General features: G+C 46.5%; 21 protein-coding genes. 12 read left to right on the top strand and 9 right to left on the bottom strand.

Annotated features, from left to right (window positions below):
• Positions 1-381: 381 nt before the first annotated feature.
• Positions 382-4179, top strand: a complete 3798-nt coding sequence (locus tag JGK39_RS04775) for a Calx-beta domain-containing protein (protein ID WP_293295952.1) — start codon at positions 382-384, stop codon at positions 4177-4179.
• Between the two features lie 271 nt (positions 4180-4450).
• Here JGK39_RS04775 and JGK39_RS04770 read toward each other — a convergent pair whose 3' ends face one another.
• The 6 genes from JGK39_RS04770 to JGK39_RS04745 form a co-directional block, all read right to left on the bottom strand.
• Complete coding sequence (locus tag JGK39_RS04770) at positions 4451-6679, bottom strand: tyrosine-protein kinase domain-containing protein (RefSeq protein WP_293252223.1); 2229 nt, start codon at positions 6677-6679, stop codon at positions 4451-4453.
• Positions 6680-7056: 377 nt separating this feature from the next.
• A complete protein-coding gene (locus JGK39_RS04765; protein WP_293252225.1) occupies positions 7057-8637 on the bottom strand; it encodes a polysaccharide biosynthesis/export family protein in 1581 nt (526 codons plus the stop codon).
• A gap of 248 nt (positions 8638-8885) precedes the next feature.
• Positions 8886-9014 carry a hypothetical protein gene (locus JGK39_RS04760; RefSeq protein ID WP_293252227.1) on the bottom strand — a complete coding sequence of 43 codons (129 nt, stop codon included), beginning with the start codon at positions 9012-9014 and terminating at the stop codon, positions 8886-8888.
• A 27-nt stretch (positions 9015-9041) separates the two neighbouring features.
• Positions 9042-9755, bottom strand: a complete 714-nt coding sequence (locus JGK39_RS04755) for a cyanoexosortase B system-associated protein (RefSeq protein WP_293252229.1) — start codon at positions 9753-9755, stop codon at positions 9042-9044.
• Positions 9755-10630: a cyanoexosortase B gene (gene crtB / locus JGK39_RS04750; RefSeq protein ID WP_293252312.1), complete on the bottom strand. Its 876-nt coding sequence runs from the start codon at positions 10628-10630 to the stop codon at positions 9755-9757. The genes JGK39_RS04755 and crtB overlap by 1 nt, the downstream gene beginning before the upstream one ends.
• A gap of 432 nt (positions 10631-11062) precedes the next feature.
• A complete protein-coding gene (locus JGK39_RS04745; protein ID WP_293252231.1) occupies positions 11063-12187 on the bottom strand; it encodes a DegT/DnrJ/EryC1/StrS family aminotransferase in 1125 nt (374 codons plus the stop codon).
• A gap of 477 nt (positions 12188-12664) precedes the next feature.
• On the opposite strand from JGK39_RS04745, the gene JGK39_RS04740 reads away from it, so the two are divergent.
• The 6 genes from JGK39_RS04740 (at position 12665) to JGK39_RS04715 (ending at position 16432) form a co-directional block, all read left to right on the top strand.
• On the top strand, positions 12665-13702 hold the full coding sequence (locus tag JGK39_RS04740; protein ID WP_293252233.1) for an NADP(H)-dependent aldo-keto reductase: 1038 nt from the start codon (positions 12665-12667) through the stop codon (positions 13700-13702).
• A gap of 89 nt (positions 13703-13791) precedes the next feature.
• Positions 13792-14235, top strand: coding sequence for a hypothetical protein (locus JGK39_RS04735; protein WP_293252235.1), 444 nt, complete (start codon positions 13792-13794; stop codon positions 14233-14235).
• Positions 14228-14752 carry a hypothetical protein gene (locus tag JGK39_RS04730; protein WP_293252237.1) on the top strand — a complete coding sequence of 175 codons (525 nt, stop codon included), beginning with the start codon at positions 14228-14230 and terminating at the stop codon, positions 14750-14752. The genes JGK39_RS04735 and JGK39_RS04730 overlap by 8 nt, the downstream gene beginning before the upstream one ends.
• Before the next feature lie 535 nt (positions 14753-15287).
• The gene (locus JGK39_RS04725; protein ID WP_190744611.1) at positions 15288-15479 is read left to right on the top strand and encodes a hypothetical protein; all 192 of its coding nucleotides are present in this window, start codon (positions 15288-15290) and stop codon (positions 15477-15479) included.
• A 169-nt stretch (positions 15480-15648) separates the two neighbouring features.
• Positions 15649-16062: a hypothetical protein gene (locus JGK39_RS04720; protein WP_293252242.1), complete on the top strand. Its 414-nt coding sequence runs from the start codon at positions 15649-15651 to the stop codon at positions 16060-16062.
• Positions 16055-16432 (top strand): type II toxin-antitoxin system PemK/MazF family toxin, encoded by a 378-nt coding sequence (locus JGK39_RS04715; RefSeq protein ID WP_293252244.1) that lies wholly within the window; start codon positions 16055-16057, stop codon positions 16430-16432. The genes JGK39_RS04720 and JGK39_RS04715 overlap by 8 nt, the downstream gene beginning before the upstream one ends.
• 111 nt (positions 16433-16543) lie before the next feature.
• Here the strand turns inward: JGK39_RS04715 and uvrB are convergent, their stop codons facing one another.
• On the bottom strand, positions 16544-18556 hold the full coding sequence (uvrB, locus tag JGK39_RS04710) for an excinuclease ABC subunit UvrB (protein WP_293252246.1): 2013 nt from the start codon (positions 18554-18556) through the stop codon (positions 16544-16546).
• A 171-nt stretch (positions 18557-18727) separates the two neighbouring features.
• Between uvrB and JGK39_RS04705 the strand changes: the two genes are divergently transcribed.
• Positions 18728-19201, top strand: a complete 474-nt coding sequence (locus JGK39_RS04705) for a hypothetical protein (RefSeq protein WP_293252248.1) — start codon at positions 18728-18730, stop codon at positions 19199-19201.
• 303 nt (positions 19202-19504) lie between these two features.
• On the opposite strand, the gene JGK39_RS04700 is transcribed toward JGK39_RS04705, so the two are convergent.
• Positions 19505-19738, bottom strand: coding sequence for a DUF433 domain-containing protein (locus JGK39_RS04700; protein WP_293252250.1), 234 nt, complete (start codon positions 19736-19738; stop codon positions 19505-19507).
• A 332-nt stretch (positions 19739-20070) separates the two neighbouring features.
• The gene (gene urtA, locus JGK39_RS04695) at positions 20071-22944 is read right to left on the bottom strand and encodes an urea ABC transporter substrate-binding protein (protein ID WP_293252252.1); all 2874 of its coding nucleotides are present in this window, start codon (positions 22942-22944) and stop codon (positions 20071-20073) included.
• A gap of 595 nt (positions 22945-23539) precedes the next feature.
• Here urtA and JGK39_RS04690 point away from each other — a divergent pair.
• The 4 genes from JGK39_RS04690 (at position 23540) to JGK39_RS04675 (ending at position 25638) form a co-directional block, all read left to right on the top strand.
• Positions 23540-23746 (top strand): hypothetical protein, encoded by a 207-nt coding sequence (locus JGK39_RS04690; protein WP_293252254.1) that lies wholly within the window; start codon positions 23540-23542, stop codon positions 23744-23746.
• 550 nt (positions 23747-24296) lie between these two features.
• Positions 24297-24479, top strand: a complete 183-nt coding sequence (locus JGK39_RS04685) for a CsbD family protein (RefSeq protein WP_293252256.1) — start codon at positions 24297-24299, stop codon at positions 24477-24479.
• 114 nt (positions 24480-24593) lie between these two features.
• Complete coding sequence (locus tag JGK39_RS04680; protein ID WP_366048767.1) at positions 24594-25010, top strand: hypothetical protein; 417 nt, start codon at positions 24594-24596, stop codon at positions 25008-25010.
• Between the two features lie 115 nt (positions 25011-25125).
• On the top strand, positions 25126-25638 hold the full coding sequence (locus JGK39_RS04675) for a hypothetical protein (protein WP_293252260.1): 513 nt from the start codon (positions 25126-25128) through the stop codon (positions 25636-25638).
• Positions 25639-25807: the final 169 nt, after the last annotated feature.

Here is a 25807-nt window from a genome sequence, read left to right as displayed (position 1 = left end):
GTGAGATTTTCGATATTTTTTGGGTACTATCTTTACTTTGACGCACACTACAAATAATTTGTTCCTCGCAATGACAAAAAACTTTAACCCAACGGTATTGACCTTGAGGGTGCAGAGAGAACACGGCTGCCGTCCAACTACAGCTTCACATATTTTGATAATTATTATACGTAAATTTACGTATCTTGACAATTATTTAAATTCTCCTCTACGTATGTGGAAAACCCGCTATTTGCAGGGCTGAAAAATTTATCTGAAATTTGTCCGGATCGCAGCAATTGACTATGAAACACTGCTTATCGTGACCGATAACTATCAAAAAAGCCTAACCCTGTGGTTTTCTGTCACTTCTAATCGTTAATTACTATCAAAAGACAAGCTATGCCTACTCCATTGAATGGTTCTTTGGGTCAAACCACTAATTTCACCAGCGTCAATGACCTGATTACAAAATGGCCGACTGCTGCCCAGAATCAAGGTATCAAACTGTCTGGGATAGCTTTTGATGGCGTGGAAACTGATTACCTTAATCCTCAAGCGATCGCCAACCTCACTTTACCAACTAATGAAAATCCTAAAAGCTGGTTGAGTTATGGCAGTAGCCCTGGTATTGGTGTCCCATCCTCCTATGATGGTTGGTTCACCGACACCACTAAAATTAGAGCGGAAATCAACTATAATCCCAACACAAATCAATCTCAAGCGCTGAAGCTGAAATGGGCAGATAACCAAGACATCACTAGCGCGACGATCGACCTCAGTGCATTGATTCCCAAAACCAGCCCAGGAGTCGGCGATCAAGGTAATGAAGTTGGTTTGCTACAAATCTTTAATAATGGGACTCTGGTACCCGCCAGCAATTTTACGATCACTCGTCTCAACGCTCCGATCGCAGCAAAACCGATTACCGCCGGTGTAGATGGAGTAACTTTCATTGGCGATCGCACCGACGGCAGTTTCCAATTCAAGATACAATCTCCCACCAACACTGCTTTTGACGAACTGCGGTTCTCCGCCAAAGCCTACGATAGCCCCACCGCTGCCTACACCGCCACCGCATTCAAAGACGATAGTTCCGACTACCTGGTGCGGAAGATTGACTATCAAGGGACTTCAAATCCGCCTAGCCTTCAGTTTAGTGCTCCAACCTTCAGCGTCAACGAAAACGGGACAGCGGTTGCAGCCGTAACCGTGACGCGCACGGGTGGCAGCGAGGGCGCAGTCTCAGCTACAGTCAACTTGACCAATGGTACTGCAACAGCGCCTGGTGATTATAACGGTACTGCAATCCCTGTTAGTTTTGCCGCTGGGGACACAGCACCCAAGACTATTACCATTCCCATTGTCGATGACACTTTGGTGGAAGGTACCGAAACTGTCAACTTAACTTTGGCAAACCCGACAGGTGGTGCAACGATTGGGACGCAAGGTACTGCCACTTTGAGCATAGTGGACAATGACACTCTTCCTCCCAGCAGCCTGCAATTTAGCGCTCCTACCTTCAGTGTGAACGAAGATGGGACGACGAGTGCAGCCGTGACAGTCACTCGTACTGGCAGCAGTACCGCAGCAGTTTCAGCTACTGTGAACTTGGCAAATGGTAGTGCTACAGCCCCTGCTGATTACAACAACAGTCCCATCCTGGTCAATTTTGGCGCTGGCGATTCTGCACCCAAGACGATCAATATTCCGATCGTCAACGACACTTTGGTAGAGGGTACCGAAACTGTCAACTTAAGTTTGGTTAACCCGACAGGCGGTGCGACGATTGGAACCCAAGGTACCGCCAGTTTGAACATTGTAGACAATGACAGCAGCCTGCAATTCAGTGGCTCCAGCTTCAGTGTCAACGAAGATGGCACCCCCATCACAACCGTAACAGTAACTCGCACTGGCAGTACGGCTGGTGCTGTGTCAGCCACCGTCAGCTTGGCCGATGGAACTGCGATCGCCCCTGGTGACTACGCCAATACTCCGATCGCTGTCAATTTTGCCGCTGGAGACAACACACCCAAAACGGTCAATATTCCGATCGTCAACGACACTTTGGTAGAAGGTAACGAAACTGTCAGATTAACCTTGGGTAGCCCGACAGGCAATACCACCATTGGCACCCAAAGTACCGCCACCGTCAACATCGTAGACAATGACAGCAGCCTGCAATTTAGTTCCCCTACCTTTGGCGTCAACGAAGATGGAACGCCCGTTGCAGCCGTGACAGTCATTCGTAATGGCAGTAGTGCTGGTGCAGTCTCAGCCAACGTGAACCTGACTAACGGTACTGCGATCGCCCCTGGTGACTACACCGGTACTCCGATTCCTGTCAATTTTGCCGATGGGGACACCGCAGCCAAAGTCGTCACCATTCCGATCGTCAACGACACCTTGATAGAGCCTACCGAAACTGTCAATTTAAGTTTGGTTGGCCCGACAGGAAATGCCACTATTGGCACCCAAAGTACCGCCACTTTGAACATCTTAGACAATGACAGCACCCTGCAATTTAGTGCTCCTGTCTTCAGGGTGAACGAAGATGGAACAACCTTTTCAGCGGTGACAGTCACTCGCACTGGCAGCACTCTCGGCGCAGTCTCAGCAAATATCAACTTGACCAATGGCACTGCTACAGCCCCTGGTGACTACAACCCTGCTCCGATTCCTGTCAATTTTGCCGCTGGAGACAACACACCCAAAGTCCTCAATATTCCGATCGTCAACGACACCTTGGTAGAGCCTACCGAAAGTATCAATTTAACTTTGGTTAACCCGACAGGAAATGCCACGATTGGAACGCAAGGTACCGCGCGTTTGGACATCTTAGACAATGACAGCACCCTGCAATTTAGTGCTCCTACTTTTAGCGCCAACGAAGACGGAACTCCGATCGCAGCCGTGACAGTCACTCGCACTGGTAACGCTATCGGTGCTGTGTCAGGCACCATCAGCTTGGCCGATGGAACTGCGATCGCCCCTGGTGACTACGCCAATACTCCGATCCTTGTCAATTTTGCCGATGGGGACACCGCAGCCAAGACGATCAATATTCCGATCGTCAACGACACTTTGCTCGAACCTACTGAAAATCTGAGCTTAACTTTGGGCAGCCCCACAGGCAATGCCTCCATTGGCACCCAAAGTACCGCCACTTTCGACATCATAGACAATGACAGCACCCTGCAATTTAGTTCTGGTACTTTCAGGATCCGAGAAAATGGCGTAGCGGTGTTACCCGTCACAGTCACTCGCACTGGCAGTAGTGCTGGCGCAGTTTCAGCTACCGTGAACCTAGCCAATGGAACTGCGATCGCCCCTGGTGACTACGCCAATACTCCGCTCCTTGTCAATTTTGCTGCTGGGGATTCCGCACCCAAGATCGTCAATATTCCCATTATCGATGACACTTTGGTGGAGGGTAACGAAAATCTCAACTTAAGTTTGGTTAACCCGACAGGCAATGCGACGATTGGAGCGCAAAGCACCGCCGTTACGACGATCGTAGACAATGACAGCACCCTGCAATTCAGCGCCCCTTTCTTCAGTGTCAACGAAGATGGAACGCCCGTTTTAGCAGTGACTGTCACTCGTACTGGCAGTGCTCTCGGTGCAGCCTCAGCTTTCATCAACTCGTCCGACGGTACTGCTACAGCCCCTGCTGATTACACCAATGGTTTGATCGCTGTCAATTTTGCCGCTGGGGATTCTGCACCCAAAACCATCACTATTCCCATTATCGATGACTCTTTCCCGGATGGTGCTTTATCTTTCCTGACTGGCACTATCCTTCCGCTTAACGAAACTGTCAATTTAACTTTGGTTAACCCGACAGGCGCCACGATTGGCACCCAAAGTACGGCCGTTTTGACGATCGTCGATAATGACCCAGAATTTAACCCTGGGATGAGAATGGCAAGTAGTCTCACTTTGACAAACGACGAGCTACTCGACGGTGGCCTGCGAAAGACTTCCAGCTTGCCTGGGGCTGGGGTTCGGGGAACAGCAGATTTGGTGAACAAATCTATCGCCGACGAGCTACTGGGTGGCGGAATCGCAGCCTCTAACGTCGGGATTAATTCCAACTCAGTCTCCAACTTCGGTGTCGCCGCTAGCTGGTTGAATTCACTCACAGATCCGAAGCTTAATCCTGGTTTGGTTGCCTTGAACAACCAATTTGCTAAGTAGGTTTTTTGACTGGCAATTGGCGTTAGTGGGTTTTAATCATTGGTGACAACTTTCTGGCATTGTCACCAATGTCAAGTGGGATAGGCAGACAGATGTCTATGCTGCCTCATCCTCGCTTGATGCTGATACTTGGATTACAGATTAAATACCTATTGCATAAATCTTTGATTTACAGAAAAACCCCATATCAATGCTTCTAAAAGCAGACATATTCGAGATTTGTTTTCAATAATAAAAAAGCGATTCAAGTCTAATTTAATCCCATAAATTATTAGTTGAATTTACTATTAATAGCTTTGTTTTTCGGATTTGACTGCTGCGGTAATTGCTTCGATCGCACTTCGATCGCCCCATCGCTCACACTACTCAAAGGCAACTCCCACTCATCAACATCATTCCGGTACTTCACCGCAATATCAGCACCATTAATAATCGCCCCCAACAGCCGCGGCCCCGATTTGTGCGAATCATCATCATCAGATTCCACTAACTGATCCGCAGCCTCCGACAACATACTCGCCAGCGTATAACCAGCCCGCGCTACCAAAATTATACCGTCCGTATACGGTTCCAGCGTCAGCGCGTCGTTGCACTCGCTCAGCGCCGGAGAATCCACCACTACAAAATCAAAGCGGTTGCGAACATCCTCAAACAACCTCCGTATTTCGCTCGATTCCAGTACCGCCGAAGCCTGCCGCAAACTGCCCGGACTCGGCACGACATATAGGTTCTCTACTTCTGGAACCAACAAAACGCACTCGCTCATATTGCCGTAATAGTGCAAAGGTTCCACCGCCGCCAGAGGATCGGCAGCGATTTTCAAAGATTCCACATTAGAACCCGATCGCAAATCTGCTTCAATTAACAAAGTCCGTTTGCCCGATCGAGCCGACGCAATTGCCAAATTGTAAGCACTAAAACTCTTTCCCTCCAAAGGCGCCGCCGAAGTCAGCAACACCACCTTCACAGGTTTTTCGCCAATTCGGCGCAAATTTGTCCGCAACCGCTCGTAAAACTCCAAATAAGGCGAATTGGGTTCCAAAGCCAGCGGCATCTCCTCCCCATAGGAATCAAACACAATCACTTCAGGCAAAACAGCCAGTATTGGCACTTCTTTTTCCACCAAAGCCGCCCGCACTTCTTCCCAACTGTAAAACTTCCCGTTGAGCATCCCCAACAAAAATATGAACCCGCCGCCCAGCAGCAATCCCACAAATCCTCCCACCGCCAGCATCACCGGCAAACCTCTCTTGTTTGAGGGAACGTCATCAGTTTTGGGAAACTGGGCGATTGTCAAACTCCCCGTTGTCTCAGCTCTCGCCGCCTCAGCATCTACCAAAGCCGACTGCATCTTATCGTAGAGAGCTTTTTTCAGCGCCACTTGCTGGGCTAAACGCGCTTGTTCTAACTGCTTGTTGGGGATTTTCGCGTATTCCTGGCGCAATTGTCGTTCAGTGTTCTCTACTCCTTTGAGTTGCTCTTGCGCCACATCCCGCTGCGTTTGCAAAGCAATCAAATTTTGAGCTAGCTGCTGTCTCGCCGGGTCTAAAGAAGAGTCTACCCGAATTCGATCGGCACTTCTGAGCGGAGCCGCTACCCCGTTACCCCCGAGCACCTCAGATTGTCGCTGCTGCAACTGCTGCTCAAAAGCTTGTTTTTGTTTGAGCAATTCCACAATTTTCGGGTGTTCCTCCTGCAAGTCGCTACGTAGAATTTTGAGCTGAGATTCGAGCGAAAACAGTTGCACTCGCAGTTGTGCAATAATTGGATCGGCAGAAAGTGCTTGAGCTACGTAAGCTTGCTCTCCATTCAATCCCAACCGCTCCTGCAAGCTTTTAATTTGAGCTTCTATTGCTCCCAACTGCACCCGGAGTTGCCGCTGCTGCTGTTCGCTGGCGATAATCGCTTGCGGCAAAGTACCGCTCTGAACTGCTAAAATTGAAGTCTCTTCTCGTTTTTCGTAGGATTCAAGTTTTGCTTCCGCCTCCCTGAGTTCCTGAGTTACTTTCGGCAAGCGTTGGTTAATTTGGGCGATCGTTTTTCGGACGCTGGAAGTATTAAAATTTTCGCTATAAATCACCATTTCCTTCATCAACGCCTCTGCTACCTTTTCTGCTTTTTGGCGATCGGCATTTTTGTACGATACTTGAATCAAAGCGCTGGGGTCATTACTCTTGCTCGGCATCTTGATCTCCACGTCATCTTTCAGCTTTTTAGCAGACACATTTACTTTTTTAGCTGCTGGTTCAACCACCTTTTGATCCAATAGCATATCTTTAGTTATTTCTTGTCCTTCCTGTTGAATCTTAGTAGTAGTCGATGAAAAAATAACACTCGGTCTGCGGTATGACAGCGTACCTTTAGCAACGTAAACCGGCGCCTGAGTTGGCTGCACTGCCACTACTCCCGACACGCCCACAGTCACCGCCAGAGTTGCCAGCCCCACCCACTTGTATTGGTCGAAAGCAATTAAATAACGTTTGACAACTGATAAAGTCATAAGGATTTTAGATTTTAGATTTTAGATTTTGCATTTACAGTGTTCCCCCACCCAAAAAAAGGAATGCACGTGCGGACTTCAGTCCGCTCTTTAAAAATGCTTCTTGCAAAACTGAGATGCTCCCATCCTCACTAAGCAGGTAAGGCCAAAAAACATAGTATTTTGTAGGGCTGGTTTAGCTAACAATCTTTGATACAACTGAGTTTACGATTACAGAACCCTCCCTCCCCATAAGCGTGTTTATTCGCAACAACATACTGAAGGACTGATCGCGAATGACTGATGTTTGCGAGCGGGTACAGCGCTAATGATGACTAATGACTGCTGACTGCGGACTAATGACGAATGACGAATGACGAATGACGAATGAATGCTGACTACCTATTATTGTTATTAGATGGCCCAAACAGATTGTTTACCCCATTTCTCAACTGCTCAAAGAACAAAATAAATCCCAAAGTATCGCGAAATGGTCGAGTAAAAGTATTGAGAACATAACCAATACGCTCTACCAGATTCCGACCAATCACAATCACATCATTATCTTCCAGCATCGGGTTCTGAGAAACATTGCCCTCCAAAGCAGCTTTTGCATCTATCTTGCGGTTGATTGCTCTACCTTGCTTTTGGTCGAACCGAATCAAAGCCATTTTCCGCAAATCAGCTAGATTCACAGGCAAGTTGTTGATAGCATCCAAAAACTTGCTGCCATTTTCTAGGTAGAACGAGGTTAAACCACCACTAGCGTAACTCAAAACTCGAACGTAGATCCTGGGCTTAATCAAGGTAGAGCGCGCCACCAAAGCTTTGTCGTAGTCTAGGTTTTTGATACTAGGATCCAATTGGGGGATGACAATCACATCTCCCGAGGCCAAAGGAAAATCGAACAAATCGTTAGCCTTTGCTAGGGGAGTGTAGAGGTCGATGGGTTGCTCCACCGAGGAGCCATCTACCAGCGTCCGCCGCACTCGTACCGCCCGCAAATCGGCTTTTGCGGTGACTCCCCCCGCAGTGGTCAAAGCGGCGGAAATTCGACCTGAACCCGCCCCAAGCGTGTAAAAACCGGGTTTGCTGACTTCTCCGGTGACAGTGATTTGGACGGGGACAGCGGCAGCGGCTAGGCTGTATCTGGATGCTAAATCTCGATCGGACTTGCGATCGGCTGTAACCTCTTTGTACGGTACGACGATCGCATCTCCATCTTCCAAACGCAAATCCGGCCCAGCAATACCAGTTTGCAGCGGCGTCAAAATATCAACAACTTGCTCAGCCACAGCACCACCCGGCAAAGTCCGCCGCACCCGCACCGCCCGCAGTTGGGCCGTCGGAGTAGTCCCAGCAGCAGCAGCCAAAGCCGCCGGAAGCTGCGGAGTTTGCAGCGGATAAAAACCAGGCCTAGCCACTTCCCCCGTCACCGTCACCACCACCGGGCGCTGAACCAGCAAAGCAGCCGAGACTTGAGGATTTTTGATAAATTGCGTGAACCTCTCCCGGAGGCGCTGCTGTGCTTCTTCGACAGTAAGGCCGCGCACATTTACTGTCCCGATTAGCGGCAGTACAATTACCCCTTCAGGGCTGATTGCACCCGTAAAATTTAGCTCTGGGAAGCGCTGAACTTGAACGGAAATCTGGTCTCCCGGGCCCAGCCGGTACGGCCGATTCCGAAAAGCTGGGTTAATTTCGCTGTTGAAATTGGCAGGTGGCGGTGGCGGTACGCGCAGTGGCGGTGGCGGCAAGAACTGTTCAGAACTAGGAACCACAGATTGGGCTAAAGCCGTTTCCGCAAAAACTTTGCCGTTAAAGCCCCACAATACAGCAGCAAAAGATACAGTCCAAGCAGTTGAATACAGGCCTGCTAAGGAAAAAGCAACGCGATTTCTAATTATGAATTTATCCGGCATTTTGAGGATATAAAAAAGGGGAAGATTGTGAATATTTCGCTGTTGCTTGAGTGTCATTTCCGCTATTCTCAACTATCAATATTTACTCTTGATACCAAATCATACCATTTTAGATTTTAGATTTTAGATTTTAGATTTTAGATTTTAGATTTTAAATTGAATAATTGGGAATAACTGACGACATAAAGGTTTAGAACACTGGCTTATATAGCCGTTATTACCGACATGAGGTATTCCAGATTGTCCGACGAATATCAGGTTTTCGCACGCAAGCCTCTGTATCTCCAAAAATCTCCTACTCAGATTTAGGCACAAGCGATTACCAATTCCCAATTCCCTGCGCGGGCCAATTCCCAATTACCAATTCCCAATTCCCTGCGCGGGCCAATTACCAATTCCCAATTACCAATTCCCTGCGCGGGCCAATTACCCATTACCCATTACCCATTACCCATTACCCCTTATCTGAAAATTTCTGCCATTAATTGAGTCTGAACACTTTTGCCCAGAGATTCCAGCAGCGGTTCAACTATCTTAATATCGCCCTGCGGTTGGATGGGAAGGATGATACTGACAGCAACCCAAGAGGCGCGACGGTTCCACAGTCTCGCAATGCTGTCTTCCCAAAACCAGCGGCTAGTTGCTGGAGAACCTCCATTAGGCCAAGCGTACCACTGCACGACAGCAAAAGTTTGTTGGGAAGTCCAGCTTCGGAAAAACCTTGTCTCGATAGTAGGTGAGGGCTTGTCGGATGTTGGCGCTAATTTAACTGTAAACCTCAAAGTGCGATGAGAATCTGTTTGCCACCGGTGAAATCCATCAATATCTAGCCATTCTACTTGCGGCTGGTTTTTGGGGGAATTTTGAGGCATTAGCAATAAAATGGCAATTGTTTGATGATTTTTAATTTCTTCAACTAACCATCTGTGCCCGCCAATTTGAACGTTATTCTGGACGCGGATTACCTCCCAGTCAGGAAGTGTGATGCCGTGTTGGCGCAAACTTTTTAACTGCTTGAGGTTTGTAACTGTTGGCGGATTTGTCCAAGGCCACCTTCCCGTCGCGTAGCCGGGAATTGCTACTGTCGCAACCAGTACCAGCAAAAACACCAGTACCACAATTTTAGATAATTGGTACCGCCGCAGTAGTTTCCGTGCTGAAATCATTTGTTTCATTAATGGGCAGACTGGCTTGGGAAATACTTTTCCATCCCGTTGATGAGAAGTACCAATAAGCCTAGTATACAAGCAGAATACAAGTCTCCCCCCCATCCGGCGTGCAGCCAAGTAAAAAACGTCTCTCTGTCGGTTCCGTGAAAGTAAGTCAGCAAAGTGTTGCGGAGAATGTTGGAAGTGATGCTAATGATAGATGCAGCCACTAAAAAGAAAATGCTTCTTTTGTGGGAATTCCCAACTCCCGTCCAATCCAGTAGAATTAAGCTGACGTAAAGACTGGTAAACAGCATTTTTAAGCCTGCACAGTGGGGGGCAACTTCGACAATGCGATCGTTTACGTAGAGATAAATTTCTTCCACTCTCACGTTGAGACCAACCTTAATTAAGATCCAGCCTGATGTTTTAGCAATGAAGTCCTGCAACGGCAAGGCGTAGGGTTCTATGAGGTAAGGAATGTGATTTGGCGAGGCTAAAAATACGAATAAAAGCGGCATTGCTTGCAATTTTAAGCCGGGAAATCCTTTTAAAGATAAGCAAATGCCAGCCAGCATTAGTGGCAGGGATAAATTCACTAAATCGCTTAAGCGACTCAGATAAAAAAGCGTTGCTAGTACCAGCAAAAAGCTTCCCAAAGGATGCGGCGAGTTGGGCAAGCGCAGCCAGCAGTTTCGGTTTGTCCAAGCAATATAAGCGGCGTAGGGCAAACCAATTATTCCGTGGCTGAAATATTCGTGTTCGATGCTGATGTTTTTGTTGAACCAGCCGTCGTACCAGTGTACTAGCAGGGGGGCGTAAAGCAGCACTAAGAGTACCGTGATACCTTCCCCCATGAGGTATCGCTTGAGAAGAATGCGAATTCTGCGCTGGATTTGCATGGTTTGAGAAGTTTTGAGATAGCCGCGCTGGATTCGCAACGCGAAAGCGATTTTGAACGGTGAGTTAAAGATTTGTTAATTCCCAATTCCAACGCTTTGAGATCTCCACCCTATGGCTTGCAACATCCTCAGCATAACTTTTATAAACAATTAAGTATAGCCTTTCTCAGAAAGATGAGGTACGACTGGGAATAGGGAATAGGGCATTAGGGCATACCTCACTTTTTTGAGAACCGCTATAAATCCACTTAATTAAAGGTAAAATACCGATCGCTAAACAGTTTACTGTGTATGTCTTTTTCCATCTAGAGTATTGCGTCTTCCTTCAGTATTGCGTCTTCCTTTAGTATTGCGTCTTTCTTCTGTCAACTTTTCCTTCTGTCAACTGTCAACTTTTCCTTCTGTCAACTGTCAACTGTCAACTGTCAACTGTCAACTGATCGCCCTTACAACCTGCTCGATCTGAGTATTGCTCAATCCGGGATACATTGGCAAGGATAAAATCTGTTCGCACAGGGTTTCTGTGTGGGGGAAGTCGCCCGGATTGCCTAAGTTTTGGTAGGCTGGTTGCAGGTGGCAAGGTACAGGATAGTGGATGCCTGTTTGGATGCCTTCTTTGGTGAGTTTTTCTTGAAGCTGGTTGCGGTTAATAGAGCTTTTGTCAGTAATCTGGATTACGTAGAGGTGATAAATGTGACCGCTGCTGCTGTGATTGGCGATCGGTACAATGCCTTTGGGTTTCAGGGGTTCTAGTAGAGTATTGTAGTATTGAGCGGCGTCGGTGCGATCGCGATTCCATTTTTCCAAGTAAGGCAATTTCAAATTGAGCACGGCGGCTTGCAAATTGTCGAGGCGGCTGTTGCTGCCAATTTCTGCGTGCAAATATTTGCTTGGTGCTCCGTAATTGCGGAGAGTTCGCATTTTTTGTGCGATTTCTGCATCGTTAGTAATTAACATCCCGCCGTCGCCAAAACAGCCGAGATTTTTGCTGGGATAAAAGCTGAATGCTGCTGCTTTTCCAAAAGAACCCGCGCGGTATCCTTCTCTTTCGGCTAAGTGCGCTTGGGCGGCATCTTCAAATACGATCAAATCGTGGCGGTTCGCAAAATCTAAAAGCTGACTGGGCGATACCATTTGACCGTAGAGGTGTACGGGGATAATTGCTTTAGTTTTCGAGGTAATCGCTGTTTCGGCTGCTGTGAGGTCAATCAGGGCGGTTTCTGGGTCGCAATCCACCAGAATAGGTACTGCTTTGGCTTCGAGGACGGCGATCGCGGTGGCGATAAAAGTGTTGGCGGGTATGAGAATTTCGTCGCCCGGATTAATGCCGCAAGCTTGGAGTCCGAGGGCGATCGCATCAGTTCCACAAGCCACTCCTACGCCGTATTTTACTCCAGAAGCTGCTGCAAATGCTGTTTCAAATTCTGTCAGTGCTTCACCTAAAATAAAGTCTCCGTGCTGGATAATTTTTTCAAGTGTTGCTGCTATTTGAGATTCGATTGGTTGGTGTTGCAGGTAAAGGTTTACAAAGGGAACTTTTGTGGGAATACTACTCATGTAAAATTGGGATAGCAATTATTTATATTAACATTAAAGTTTCACAATGTAGGGTGCGCAATGCGCACCTTACTGGGATAGCAATTATTTATATTAACATTAAAGTTTCACAATGTAGGGTGCGCAATGCGCACCTTACCAATTATAAAATCTCACAATATAGGGTGCGCAATGCGCACCTTGCCAATTATAAAATTTCACAATGTAGGGTGCGCAATGCGCACCTTACCAATTATAAAATCTCACAATATAGGGTGCGCAATGCGCACCTTACCAATTATAAAATTTCACAATGTAGGGTGCGGATTGCGCACCTTACCAATTATAAAATTTCACAATGTAGGGTGCGGATTGCGCACCTTACCAATTATAATAAACTTCACAATGTAGGGTGCGGATTGCGTACCTTACCAATTATAAACAAAGTCGCTGTTTTTCGGTAAAATAGAATCTGATATTTGTCAGGCAATCGAAATAATGGAATACAAAAAACTCGGCAACAGCGACTTATCAGTATCTGAAATCTGTTTGGGTACGATGACTTACGGCCAGCAGAATACGGTTGCAGAAGCGGCTGAACAGCTCGATTTTGCCATTGATAAAGGCATCAACTTTATCGATACGGCAGAAATGTATCCGGTGCCGGGAAAACCCGAAACTCAGGGAAAAACCGAGGAATATATCGGCGAATGGTTGGCGCGACAGCAGCGGGATAAAGTCATTATAGCAACTAAAGTGGCGGGGAGAAGCACTCGATTAAAGTGGATTCGGGAAGGGAAAAATCAGATCGATCGCCCAAATGTCGAAAAAGCCCTGAACGACAGCCTGAAGCGCCTGCAAACAGACTACATCGACCTCTATCAGATCCACTGGCCCGATCGCTACGTGCCCCTATTTGGCGCGCCGGACTACGACATCGCCCAAGAACACGAAACTGTACCAATTTTAGAACAGTTAGAGGTATTTGCTGACTTAATTAAAGCTGGCAAAATCCGCTATTTGGGTTTGAGCAACGAAACGCCTTGGGGAGTTTGCGAGTTTTGCGAATTAGCCGAAAAACACGATTTGCCGAAGGTTATTTCGATTCAGAATGCTTTCAGTTTGAGCAATCGGACTTTTCACATGAATTTGGCAGAGACTTGCCGCTTTAAAAATGTGGGATTGATGGCTTACAGTCCTTTAGGATTCGGACTTTTAACGGGTAAATACTTAAATGGAATACCGGAAAATTCGCGGCTGGCTTTGTTCGCAGGATTCGGTCAGCGTTACGATAAAACTAATCTGAATGATGCGGTGAAAGCGTATGTTGAGATTGCTCAAAAACACAATTTGAGTCCGGCGCAGATGGCTTTGGCTTATGTGCGATCGCGGTGGTTTGTGACTAGCACAATTATCGGTGGAACAAGTCTCGAACAGTTGGAGGAAAATCTCGGTAGTTTGGAGGTGGAATTGGATAAGGAGATTGTAGCGGAAATTAATGCGGTGCACGCTAAGTATCCGAATCCGACACCGTAAGTTTATTAGTAGGTTGGGTGGAAGTAACGAAACCCAACTTACCACTTTTTTAATATCATGTATGTTGTACAAATCAAAAATATAGAGAAGTGGCAGAAATTGTTCAACAGGATATAATAGATTTAAGCGTAGAAGTTGGCAGCGGTTGTAAATGGACAGGTAGCGGAAGCGAACCGCAATGGAACAATCCTAAATCAACTAAAGCCTACGATCATATAGAGAGTTATCACGGGCCAAAACGTAAAGCCAACAGATTTGTCGGCAGAGCAGCAAGCACTAATGATGACCAAGGACAGTGGCTAAATGCAGAGGACTGGATAATGGCTGAGCAATTAGTACCAAAATATTCAGGTAAGTACATAATTGATTTTCAGCGTCCTATTGGTAGAGTTTATCATCCAGACGGAACAATTACTGAAAATGTCTCTCGCGCTTTTATTCAAAGGGATGTTGATGGAACGCTGAATTCCGGTTATCCGGTAGTAAATAGCCGCACTTTATCGCGATTTAACGGGAGTAATGGCAATGAATAATAGTTATAAACTTGAGATCGGATTAGAAAAGCTCAGTTTTGATATCTACGCTGAACCTCCCGAAGATCCATTGGGAGAATTTTCTGACTTTGAAATGGGATTAAGGCGTTTCTTTTTTGAATACAATCATGTGGTTGTATGGAAAATAGGCTCAGAAAAAATCCAAGTTTTTTTGGAGCCGGATATATGTTTAATTTGGGATAGACTACCATTCCAAATTGCCGAGCTATCGCAAGGTAAAAAAATTGAAATTACGTTTGCTGAAAGTTGCTGCATAACTATCAAATTAGTACCCGCTGGCAATAAAATTAACTGCACTTTGATTAAGTTTGGATCTTCATACTGGGAAAAGCAGTTTGAGTGCGATCGCGCTCAAGTATTAGATGCGCTCAGAGGATTTCTGACTGAAGTGATGCAGCTAGCTGTAGACAAGGGTTTCATCACAGCCTCCGAGAAGGATGAGTTTATTAGTCCGGCTTTTGCTAGCAGTACGGATGCTGCGGTATTGAGTAAGTAGTTTGTTTGGGTGGTGTTTTGGGCGATCGGCGAGGGCGATGGGTTCGGTTAAACTCACTGCATCGAATAACTGAAATTTGCTCATTGCTGTCTCCCAAATCGCTTGTTCACTTGGATACTGTCGATCGGTAGGGGCGATCGTAAATAAAACTAACTTTTTTTAGTATTTTAAATATCAATCCTATTTTAGTATTTTAAATATCAATCATTTTAGTAAACATCTCAATTTAGTTTAGTAAACATCTCAATTTAGTTTAGCAAATATCTCAATTTAGTTTAGTAAATATCTCAATTTAGTTTAGTAAATATCTCAATTTAGTTTAGTAAATATCTCAATTTAAATCCCTTATTCTCAAAACAAAAATTCCCGACCCGGTTGACTTTCTAGAGTCAATCTGTTAGAAATAAAGTAGTGAAAACGAAAAAGGCTGCCTGAACTACAAATTCAGACAGAACCCTCGTTTTGGCTAGAAAACTCCAGATGATTTGACCTCTTGACTTTCAAACCACCAACAGCAAACCTAACCACAAATAATATGTCCCAAAATTTTAGCACAGAAGATGGACAATTGTATCCTAACCCTTTAGGCTGGCAAGTCCGTACCATGCTGATTGCGATAGCCCAACTGGTAGTCAAAGGCAGGGGCATAGTTAACCCGCCAGACTTTGGCCGCCTGAGTAATGACGAAATTTACCATTTCATAGCTAAGTTTGGACAAGCTCAATAGCTATCTAACCTTTCTGATGATTAGCGCTCAGACAAAAACTTATCCGATCGCGAATCAGCCCAAAGGTTAGGAATCTGGTAAAAAGTGCGATCGCCCTTCCCATCCAAAAAATAGGATAATGGTAAAGGGCGATCGCACTTTAGCCTAAAAATTTTTACTCACAAAACCTATGAGTACAATTCGTTTGCAACTAGCTGAATACCTCAAGAGTCGAGGTTTCACCCCTGACAGCTTGCTAGAATTAATCCCCGAAACAGTCAATCCTGAAACCATCTACCAACTGATCGAAAAAGCCGAAAATCTGCACCAGATAGACTTATCCCTTCTAGCTACCGTAATCGATGGCTTGAGCAAACTCAATGGTTTTCCTGTCGGTATTGGAGAAGTGCTCATACTTTTCCCTGATATTTCTGACGAAGAATTGGAAAACTCAACTTGGCGCGAACTTTACCTAGAAGGTGAAATTCCACCCTATGATTGGGGAGATGTAGACCCCATGACACTTGGTAAAGCCGTGCGGTATCTACCTGGGGTAGGTTGCGTTATTGTTGAAGAAGAAGGGGTCGAAAAATCCAGTGTCTAATATAACCCTCCGGGATATTGTACTGGTTGATTTCGCCCCTCAAATACCTCCATTTCACGAACAGCAAGGAAAACGTCCTGCTTTAGTAGTCGGGATACCCAGTCAAACAGGTGCGATACGTTTTCCGCTGTTAATTGTTGTGCCGATAACCAGACAATCAGGAAATTGGGCTGCACAAAATCCCATCTTATACCCAAGTCTTCCGGCAGGAGTGGGAAATCTCATTTCCGACTCGACAGTGTTGCTGGATCAAATACGTGCTGTAGATATGCGACGAGTATCGCGCTATCTTGGCACTTTAACCCCTGAAGAGTATCAGCCGATCGCAGATGGACTGAAAGCTCTATTCAATTTTTCAATTTTGCCTTAATGACCTAACAGCTTATCGCGCAAGTGCTTAATGCGATCGCACAATCTCCGCCCATTCTTCAACCCGCGCCGGCGGGTTTTGCTTGTATAGACGCGATTTCAACCGCCGGGTTTAATGCCCCAATAACTTATCGCGCAAATGCTTGATGCGATCGCGCAACTTACCAGCCTCCTCAAACTCCAACTTCTTAGCCGCCGCCTTCATCTGCGTCTCCAAGCGCCCGATTAACTGAGGAATCTCGTCTAAAGATAACTCATCCACCTGCTCGTAAACCTCCTCCAACTGCTGCGAGTTCAGCTTGCGCGACACGTCCAGAAATGCCAAAATTGCATTAGTCGATCGCTTTTTCGCGATCGGCTGCGGAGTAATCCCGTGCATCTTATTGTACGCTAGCTGAATCCCCCGGCGCCGATCCGTTTCGTCGATCGCCTTAACCATGCTATCAGTCAAATTATCCGCATACAAAATAGCCTGTCCCTGCACGTGGCGCGCCGCCCGCCCAATCGTTTGAATTAAAGAACGTTCCGATCGCAAAAACCCCTCCTTATCCGCATCCAAAATCACCACCAGCGACACTTCCGGCAAATCCAAACCTTCCCGCAGCAAGTTAACGCCAATCAACACATCAAACTTACCATCCTGCAAATCTTGGATAATTTCGATGCGTTGAATCGACTGAATTTCCGAGTGCAAATACCGGACTCTAATCGCCCTTTCTTGCAAATATTCGGTTAAATCTTCCGCCATCCGCTTCGTCAAAGTCGTCACCAAAACGCGCTCGTCCCGAGTAACTCTCTCCTTAATTTCCCCCAACAAATCGTCAATTTGTCCCTCCGTCGGGCGCACGAAAATTGTCGGATCGACTACTCCCGTAGGGCGAATTACTTGCTCGGCAACTCTTCCTTCCGATACTTCTATTTCCCAATTACCAGGCGTAGCAGAAACAAAGATGCACTGATTCTCTTTTGCCCAGAATTCCTCTGCTTTCAAAGGGCGGTTGTCCGCAGCGCTGGGCAAGCGAAAACCGTGTTCTATCAACACTTTTTTGCGCGCTTGGTCGCCGTTGTACATTCCCCGAATTTGCGGCACTGTGACGTGGGATTCATCTACTACCAACATCCAATCTTTCGGGAAATAATCAATCAAACATTCGGGCGGTTCTCCGGCATTTCGACCTGCTAAATGCCGCGAATAATTTTCTACTCCGTTGCAGTATCCTACCTCGCGCAGCATTTCCAAATCGTAGCGGGTGCGCTGTTCTAGCCGCTGAGATTCTAAGAGTTTCCCTTCTTTTTCAAATTCTGCCAGTCGGTCTTCTAATTCGAGTTCTATGCCTTGGCAAGCTGCCTCTAATTTATCATCAGCCGTCACAAAGTGGCGCGCTGGATAAATATTTAAAGCGGTGGTACTTTGGATGATTTTACCTGTTACGGGGTCAACGTAGCGAATGGCATCAATTTGGTCGCCGAAGAATTCGACGCGAATAATTCGATCTTCGTAGGCGGGGCCGATTTCCACGACATCGCCTTTGACGCGAAATTTGCCTCTGCCTAAATCTAGGTCGTTGCGGCTGTATTGGACGTTGACTAAATCTCGCAAAACTTGCCGCTGGTTGACTTCCATTCCTACTTGCAAAGGAATAGAAGCTTTCAGGTATTCTGCGGGCATTCCCAAGCCGTAGATGCAGCTAATTGATGCTACGACAATTACGTCGCGGCGTTCAAAGAGCGATCGCGTGGCGGAGTGCCGCAGCATATCGATCTCGTCGTTAATTGCGGCCGTCTTTTCAATGAAAGTATCGCTGACGGCGATGTATGCTTCAGGTTGGTAGTAGTCGTAATAACTGACAAAGTATTCGACTGCATTGTTGGGAAAAAAATTTCGCAGCTCGTTGCACAGTTGAGCGGCCAGGGTTTTGTTGTGTGCTAAGACTAAGGTAGGTCTGCCGATTTGTTCGATCGCCGAGGCAATGGTGAAGGTTTTGCCTGTACCTGTGGCACCGAGTAAGGTTTGAAATCGATCGCCCGCTTGGATGCCTTTGACGAGTTGGGCGATCGCTAGCGGTTGGTCGCCCGTGGGATCGAAGGGCGCTTGCAATTGAAAAGATGCTGCCGCAGTTACCATAGGAAAATGTCGCTATTACCGATAAATTTTAACAAAAATTCAGAGATTCTGCAATTTCGTTAAGAAAATAGTTAAACTTTATAATATTATTTTAATTATCGGTTCAAATAGAAAGCAGAAAGCCCAGAAAAGCAGTTGTCCGAACCCAGTAATCAGCAAGGAAAAAAAATTATGGCTCTCACACCCAAAGATAAAGTCAAAGCGAGCCCCCGCGGCGGCAAAGGCACTACCAAGGCCCTACCACCCGCCAGCGAAGCCAAATCAGCGGGCATTCAACTTTATCAGCCACCAGTCCTACATGACAACCGCCCCGTCGGCCCAAACGATTTTACCATCAGCGAGACCGTCTCGATCTCGGGGAATCGCCCGATCGGCACCAGCACCCTGCAGATCAGCGAAACCTACGGCACTGTAGGCAATCGCCCGATCGAAGCCAGCGACTTTGAAGTGGTGGCTACACTCGGCAGACGCCCGATCGGTTCCAGCGCGATCCAAGTCAGCGAAATGTTCAGTATGTCCGGTGCGCGCCCTATTGCGATGAGCACTCTGCACATTGACGAAGTTTACTCCACAATGGGAGGAAACCGCCCGATTGCCTCAAACGAGATTGACGACAGCTCGACCTTAATGGGATTTTTAGATTAATTATTCATTGGTCATTAGTTATTAGTCATTAGTTATTAGTCATTAGTCATTAGTCATTAGTCATTAGTCATTAGTCATTAATGTCTCAATGTTAGCTAATGACTAATGAAACAATGGTATCCAAATTAATCGCGATCGCAATTAAGTATTTAATCATCTAAATTGATTGATTTAATCCTATTAAATATCTCAAAATATTGAACATCTTGCAATCTAATATATTGCCGTGTGACAGTTCTGACATCGAATGTTTCGGTTAACCATTCGCCAAACTCGGAGGCAATTGAGCATTCAACCAGAAAATCATACTGCTATCCTGGGGAAATCAATGCTGAGAGATGCAAAGAGCAGACACGCTTGAATGTCTTCGGGCTCCAAATCGGGAAAGTCAGCTAGAATGTCGCTAGCGGTTACATTGTCTGTCAGGGTTTCCAAAATATCGCTAACACGAATTCTCATGCCGCGAATACAGGGGCGGCCACCACATTTACCAGGTGTTTGAGTAATTCTGGTGAGCAAGGCACTTCTATCTGTCATGTCTTAAATTCCAATTTTTCACATATTATAGTAATTCTAAATCCATACAGTTGCGATCGGACAGTCCGGCCGGCAAAACGAGACTGAAAAACAGATACTTCGATTGCTTTTTTCATCGCTGCTGACAACCGCTAACAATCGTGTATTTAATTCTAAATTACTAACAACTAATGACCCTAATATCATGTCCGAGCGCATGACCATACTAAGATTGGTTTGTAGTGAGGACTTCAGTCCTCAGATGGATGCGGACTAAAGTCCTCACTACAAACCTTTTTTATTCCCGTAATTGAAGGGATAGGAGATAATGACAACTGTCAACTGTCAACTGACTACTTCTGCGGACGCTGATATTTACTCAGTAAATCAGCAAAGCGCTTGTAATCCAAAGGCTTCCTCAAATACTCCGCCGCTCCCAATTCCAAACCTTGATTTTGATCGTCCAAAAAAGTCAACATAATCACCGGAATATTAGCTAAATCGGGATCGGCTTTTAAAGCAGACAGCACCGCCCAGCCGTCCATACTCGGCATCATCACGTCCAAAGTAATTGCATCCGGTAGCGACTCCTTAGCTAACTCAAGCCCTGCTTCGCCGCTAGCTGACGAGAGCACCCGAAATCCCTGTTTTGACAAGCAGCGAGCGATTAAATCCCGCGAGTCCGGATCGTCGTCAATTACCAGCACAGTCGCTGCATCGGGAAGTTCCAGCGGTTGCGATCGCACTTCTTGCGAACCTGTTTCTTCCTGCGATCGATCGCCCTTGACTGCTTTTTCCCTTTTCATCATCATCGGTAACCGAATCGTAAAACTAGAACCGCAATCAAACTGGCTCTCAACATGAATATCTCCCCCCATCATCTGGCAAAACTTCCGGCTAATTGTCAGCCCCAAACCGGTGCCGCCGTACCTGCGGGTAGTCGAATCGTCTGCTTGCGCGAAAGCTCCGAACAGCCTCGACACCTGATCGTCTGTCATTCCGATACCCGTATCGGTTACTTGGAAAACGATCGCAGCATTGGAGCCTCTAGGGGGAGTTGCCGAGATCTCCTCGGCATTCCCCACGAGCAAAACTTCCCCTTCTTCCTTCCAAACATTAATCGTAATTTTGCCTCGATCGGTAAACTTAGCAGCATTGCTCGCCAAATTCAACAGCGCTTGTCGCAGCTTCGCCGAATCAGCGTAAATCGTGCCGATATCGCGATCGCAATTGACGCTCAAAGTGTTGCCATTTTTCCCCACCAGCGGTTGAACTGTAGTCACAACCTGATCGACCAAATTCAACACCTCGAAAGTCTCCAGGAAAAGAGTCATCTTTCCTGCTTCAATTTTAGAAATATCCAGGATGTCACTAATAATGTTCAGCAACTGCTTGCCGGCCATATTAATGCTCGCCAAATCCATCACAAACTCTTCTTCGCCGAGTTCGATCGCCTCTTCTTGCAGCAGCTCGCTGTAGCCAATAATCGCATTCAAGGGCGTCCGCAATTCGTGAGTCATATTTGCCAAAAAAGTGCTTTTCGCCCTGTTAGCAGCTTCCGCAGCGTTCTTAGCAACTTCCAATTCGCGCGATCGCTCCTCTAGCTGTTGTTGCCGCACCTCCAAACCTTTGAGCAAACTGCTAATTTGCTGAGCCATTGTATTGAGAGTAGAAGATAGCACCCCGATCGCATCATTAGACACCACAGGCGATCGAGCCGTCAAATCACCGCTCGCCATCATTTGGGCAGTTTCCCGGAGCAAACCCAAATTGCGAATAATCGCCGACACCGACACACAAGCGACTATACCTGCGATCGAACTCAAAACCACAGCCCCCACCAGCCAACTCTGAGTGCGGCTCGCCACAGCCCGAGTTCGATCGGCCAGCACCGCCATTGTTGCCTCCGGAACCCCCCCCGGAGCTGAGGCAGCCTGCATCGCCAGCAAATAGTTCTTCATCTCCACAGCACCCATCCACCCGACTGCCGCCGCCATCCAAGCGATCAGTACCATGATGACAAACAGCCCGATCAAAGAAGCCCGAGTTCCCACAGAAATCTGCTTCGGAGCAAGCGCCGCCGCCCAAGGATAGGTTTTGAGAAAAGGATCTGGCTGCACCGGCGCGCCCGAATTCCAAATCTCCTCAATTTGACCGTCCGATCGCACCTGACCAATCCGCACTGTTTTCCAGGTATGCTGGGTTTGAGCATCTATTTTTACCGTGCCCGAGGGAGCTGCAAACTCAATATTTTTAGCAGCCATCCTGACTTTAACCACATCTGTCGAACCAGCTTTTTCTACTGCTTCCTTCCACAGATAAACCCCCAAATAAGCCGCTTCGATTGGGTCATCCGTGACACGATTTTCCCCGTATCTCGCTTTATAATCCTTGACAAATTTCTGATTTTCCGCTGTATCAACAGTTTGAAAATAGTTCCAAACCACCAAATGTCCGGCAATATTGGACGGCCCGATCGCCCGTATTTCCTCTTCTGCTACGCTAACCGACATCACCGGCAAATCCTCCGGTTTCAAACCCGCTTCCCGCAGGTGATGGAAAAAAGCCACATTGCTGTCGCCATTAAGAGTGTTGAGAATCGCATCCGGTTTCACTGCTAAAATATGTGCGATCGCCTCGTCCACTTCCCTAGAACCCAGCGGCAGATACACTTCCCCCGCCAACTCTCCTCCGAGTGCCGCCAGTTGAGCTTTCACAATCATATTTGCTGTTCTGGGAAAAATATAATCAGAACCCAACAGGAAAATTTTCCGCTTCCCCTGAGCCAGCAAGTAATTCACCCCAGGTACAATCTGTTGGTTAGGAGCCGCACCAGTGTAGAAAATATTCGGACTTTGTTCTAGCCCTTCATACTGCACCGGATAAAACAGCAACCCGTTAGAGTGCTCGAAAACCGGCAGTACCGCCTTGCGACTAGCCGAAGTCCAACAACCAAATACCACCGCCACCTGCGATTCTTGGAGCAATTGCTTAGCTTTTTGAGCAAAAGTCTGCAAATCGCTGGCTCCATCTGCTATCACCGCTTCCAAGGGGCGTCCCAGTACCCCTCCAGCCGCATTAATTTCCTCAACAGCCAACAGCGTCGCATCTTTTACAGAAATTTCGCTGATGGACATCGTTCCCGTCAGCGAATGCAACACGCCTATTTCGATCGGCTCACAAGTTGGGCCGTCTGCTTCGAGGGGGTTACTGCTCCTTGCTCCCATAGGGTTTTAGATACTTTTTACTAATAACAGAAATTTTAGTTCAATCCTGCGGTTCGTTAGCCCGGAAGGTAACTCTGGTGAAAGCAGATTATTTCAGTCGATCGCCACAAAACTTGGCAATTTCTGCACCCTGTTGATTTTAACGGTCAAACGTCCCTGCATTGACTTAATTCTGCACTAACCTGTCACCGATTTTTCTCTCAATCTGTGACGGAGGTTCAAGCAGCCTCATCAAACAAACGGCAGAACCCACTTGTGCGATCGTGCTGCAGAAAAATTCTCCCCTCCCCCGCTCTTCTGGCACGCTCTCCTCCCTGCCTCTGGCTAACGCCTTCACCGCCTAGCCTTGCGAGTCACCAAGCAATCTCACGCACTCAGGCACTCTTCCCCTTGGCCTATCTCCCATCCGGCAGAGGGAACTCTCCGTAATTTCTCTTAGTATAATACTCAAAACCCAAAACTCACGCACTCTTCCCAGCCCCTATCTCCCTTCAGGCAGAAGCCACTCTCCGTGATATCCCTTAGGATCGAGCTAAGGTCAACTTTAAAGTAGCCTTGTTGAAAATATTTTTGGCATAAATTAGGGTGAAAACTAATGAATATTGAAGAAAACCCGATCCACACTGTAAGTGGCAGCGAAGTCACGTTACCAAAATCAAGGGAAAAATTGCTTCCCGAGGAAACAGAAAAAGCCCTCGACCAGCAGAAACAAGAAAAGGCTCAAACTATGCGCGCTGTGGAACAGTTGAAAGAAGAACTTCAGCACAAAATAGATGAAAAATGTCATCACAAGTCAGATTAAAACTAATAACGTTTTTTTGAGGTGTGGGTAAGATGAGGTCTTGCCCACACTCTTTTTTTGAAGTCATTAGTCATTAGTCATTAGTCATTAGTCATTAGTCATTAGTCATTAGTCATTAGTCATTAGTCATTAGTCATTAGTCATCAGTCATTAGTCGTTAGTCGTTAGTCGTTAATTATTACTCATCAGGAATAATAAGAAAAAGAAAGAAGGAAGAATTAAACATAAATTTATAATTTTAAATTCTTTTTGGTTGAAAAAAGCAGTCCTGGGCGCACGGGTGGCTGTACACCGAGTTTTTTCTGCCAAACACTTCGTTGCAGCTAGCAGCTTAGGTCAAAAAACGGTCAGCATGAAAGTCCCAGTCTATCCTCGACTCAACAATAAATTTTCCTTATTCCCTATTCCTAACCTCGGTTAAATTAGTCAAACCTCTTCCCTTAGACTTCTTCCTTGTTTCTTCCTACAGGCAGAGTGCAAGCCAGCTCATTGTTACCTATGATGAATTTAAGTAAAAAGCGTCAAATTAGATACAAAAAGGGAGAAAGCCATGAGCACAGAAGATAGAGCCAAAGCAACTGGCAAAAACATCGAAGGCGCTGCTCAAGAAGCCCTCGGCAATGTTACTGGCGACCCCAAGGATAAAGCTGAAGGCAAAATGAAGCAAAAACAAGCTGAAGCTAGCCACGCGATCGAAGATGTAAAAGATGAGATCAAAAAGAAAATAGACTGAGCCTAATACTAATGGAGAGGGTCTAGAAACGTGACCCTCTCCATTAGTGAAAATTAGTCAAGATGTTTTCACCACGGAGGAAAAAAAGTGAGTTTATTGCAGCAGAGTCGCAAAATGATTGCGGGCTTACTCTTGGTTTTAATGCTGGCTGTTACTACTGCCTGCGCCCCCAGCATTTCCGCCCAAAAACCGACTAACGTACCTGTAGCAATTGGTGGCAGTCAGGGCTATTACGCGCAGCTAGAACGCGGCAATACCGCCGCAGGTCAAGATTTTGGTCAATGGGTAACAAAGACGGCTAAGGGCCTGGTTCAGGATGCTTACGTGCGCGACAATAACAAGTTGGGAGTTGTAATCACCCCGCAAGTCCGCCCTACTGAAGTAAAAGATTTGGCGAAATCTTTAGCCCAAGGTTTTCACCGCAATTTCCCAAATCAGGATTTAAGTGTTTTGGTTTATGCTCCTGACAAAAAACTGATTTTGACGGCTAAGTACGACCAGCAATCAAATCAGATTGAATACAAGTCTTGACAGGTTAAAAAGCGGGATTTATAGCAGCGCGACGCTTTAATCTTCCGCAGTTTTTTGAAGGCGAAGCAATCTCACTTTGAGACTGAACTGTTGTTTAGTTGGAAAAATAATTACCATGAGTAGCAGCGATAATTACAAGCGTCAAATCATGAGCGATTTGGCTCAGGGCGATCGAGAAATGATGCCTGAGACAACCGGTGAAGAGTACGAAAATTTTGACGATTTTGCTCAGAGAACTTCTCCGGATCGGCGCAAACAATTATTCGGGCGTTCTTTGAATCACGAGTCTCTCCCGCCGGCACAGTTGGAACCGGAATTGCTTGATGCGATCGCCCAAATTAAGCCGAACGAACGGGACGATGTGGCCCGGGAGTTCTTCAAGCAGTTGGACAAGAGAGGATTGAACGATCGCCAGTTGGAAAAGCAGCTAGGACTTTCTACTCACCACGCCAGCCGCATGACTGCTGATGATGTTACCAAGCTGGCTTCGTTTACCTATCAAAATCACCCGGATATTTTCCGAGAAGTGCTGGCAGAACAGCCTAGTTTGATGAAGTTTTTGGGCAATCCAGTAGTTGCAGGTATTTTGGGGATAGTTGCTGCTAAATGGCTTAACAGTCGCAAATAATTTCGGAAGGACTGAAGTCCTCACTACAAACCTCTTTCATGGGTTTGTAGTGAGGACTTTAGTCCTAAAATTTTTGGTAGTGCCCTGAAGGAAAGGATCGAGAGAATAAAACTCACGTCAAAGAAAAGTAGGCATTTAGAGTTGTAAATTAGCATTGTAATGATGCACA

The sequence above is a fragment of the Microcoleus sp. PH2017_12_PCY_D_A genome (assembly GCF_020738565.1).
Classification (GTDB): Bacteria; Cyanobacteriota; Cyanobacteriia; order Cyanobacteriales; family Microcoleaceae; genus Microcoleus.
Note: the sequence above shows the minus strand (reverse complement) of the source record. Positions and strands in the feature narration are given on the sequence as shown.

Coding starts and splice junctions, on each gene's coding strand:
- JGK39_RS04775 (WP_293295952.1), top strand. CDS start 382: ATGCCTACTCCATTGAATGGTTCTTTGGGTCAAACCACTAATTTCACC.
- JGK39_RS04770 (WP_293252223.1), bottom strand. CDS start 6,679: ATGACTTTATCAGTTGTCAAACGTTATTTAATTGCTTTCGACCAATAC.
- JGK39_RS04765 (WP_293252225.1), bottom strand. CDS start 8,637: ATGACACTCAAGCAACAGCGAAATATTCACAATCTTCCCCTTTTTTAT.
- JGK39_RS04760 (WP_293252227.1), bottom strand. CDS start 9,014: ATGGGTAATTGGCCCGCGCAGGGAATTGGTAATTGGGAATTGGTAATT.
- JGK39_RS04755 (WP_293252229.1), bottom strand. CDS start 9,755: ATGAAACAAATGATTTCAGCACGGAAACTACTGCGGCGGTACCAATTA.
- crtB (WP_293252312.1), bottom strand. CDS start 10,630: ATGCAAATCCAGCGCAGAATTCGCATTCTTCTCAAGCGATACCTCATG.
- JGK39_RS04745 (WP_293252231.1), bottom strand. CDS start 12,187: ATGAGTAGTATTCCCACAAAAGTTCCCTTTGTAAACCTTTACCTGCAA.
- JGK39_RS04740 (WP_293252233.1), top strand. CDS start 12,665: ATGGAATACAAAAAACTCGGCAACAGCGACTTATCAGTATCTGAAATC.
- JGK39_RS04730 (WP_293252237.1), top strand. CDS start 14,228: ATGAATAATAGTTATAAACTTGAGATCGGATTAGAAAAGCTCAGTTTT.
- JGK39_RS04725 (WP_190744611.1), top strand. CDS start 15,288: ATGTCCCAAAATTTTAGCACAGAAGATGGACAATTGTATCCTAACCCT.
- JGK39_RS04720 (WP_293252242.1), top strand. CDS start 15,649: ATGAGTACAATTCGTTTGCAACTAGCTGAATACCTCAAGAGTCGAGGT.
- uvrB (WP_293252246.1), bottom strand. CDS start 18,556: ATGGTAACTGCGGCAGCATCTTTTCAATTGCAAGCGCCCTTCGATCCC.
- JGK39_RS04705 (WP_293252248.1), top strand. CDS start 18,728: ATGGCTCTCACACCCAAAGATAAAGTCAAAGCGAGCCCCCGCGGCGGC.
- JGK39_RS04700 (WP_293252250.1), bottom strand. CDS start 19,738: ATGACAGATAGAAGTGCCTTGCTCACCAGAATTACTCAAACACCTGGT.
- urtA (WP_293252252.1), bottom strand. CDS start 22,944: ATGGGAGCAAGGAGCAGTAACCCCCTCGAAGCAGACGGCCCAACTTGT.
- JGK39_RS04690 (WP_293252254.1), top strand. CDS start 23,540: ATGAATATTGAAGAAAACCCGATCCACACTGTAAGTGGCAGCGAAGTC.
- JGK39_RS04685 (WP_293252256.1), top strand. CDS start 24,297: ATGAGCACAGAAGATAGAGCCAAAGCAACTGGCAAAAACATCGAAGGC.
- JGK39_RS04680 (WP_366048767.1), top strand. CDS start 24,594: ATGATTGCGGGCTTACTCTTGGTTTTAATGCTGGCTGTTACTACTGCC.
- JGK39_RS04675 (WP_293252260.1), top strand. CDS start 25,126: ATGAGTAGCAGCGATAATTACAAGCGTCAAATCATGAGCGATTTGGCT.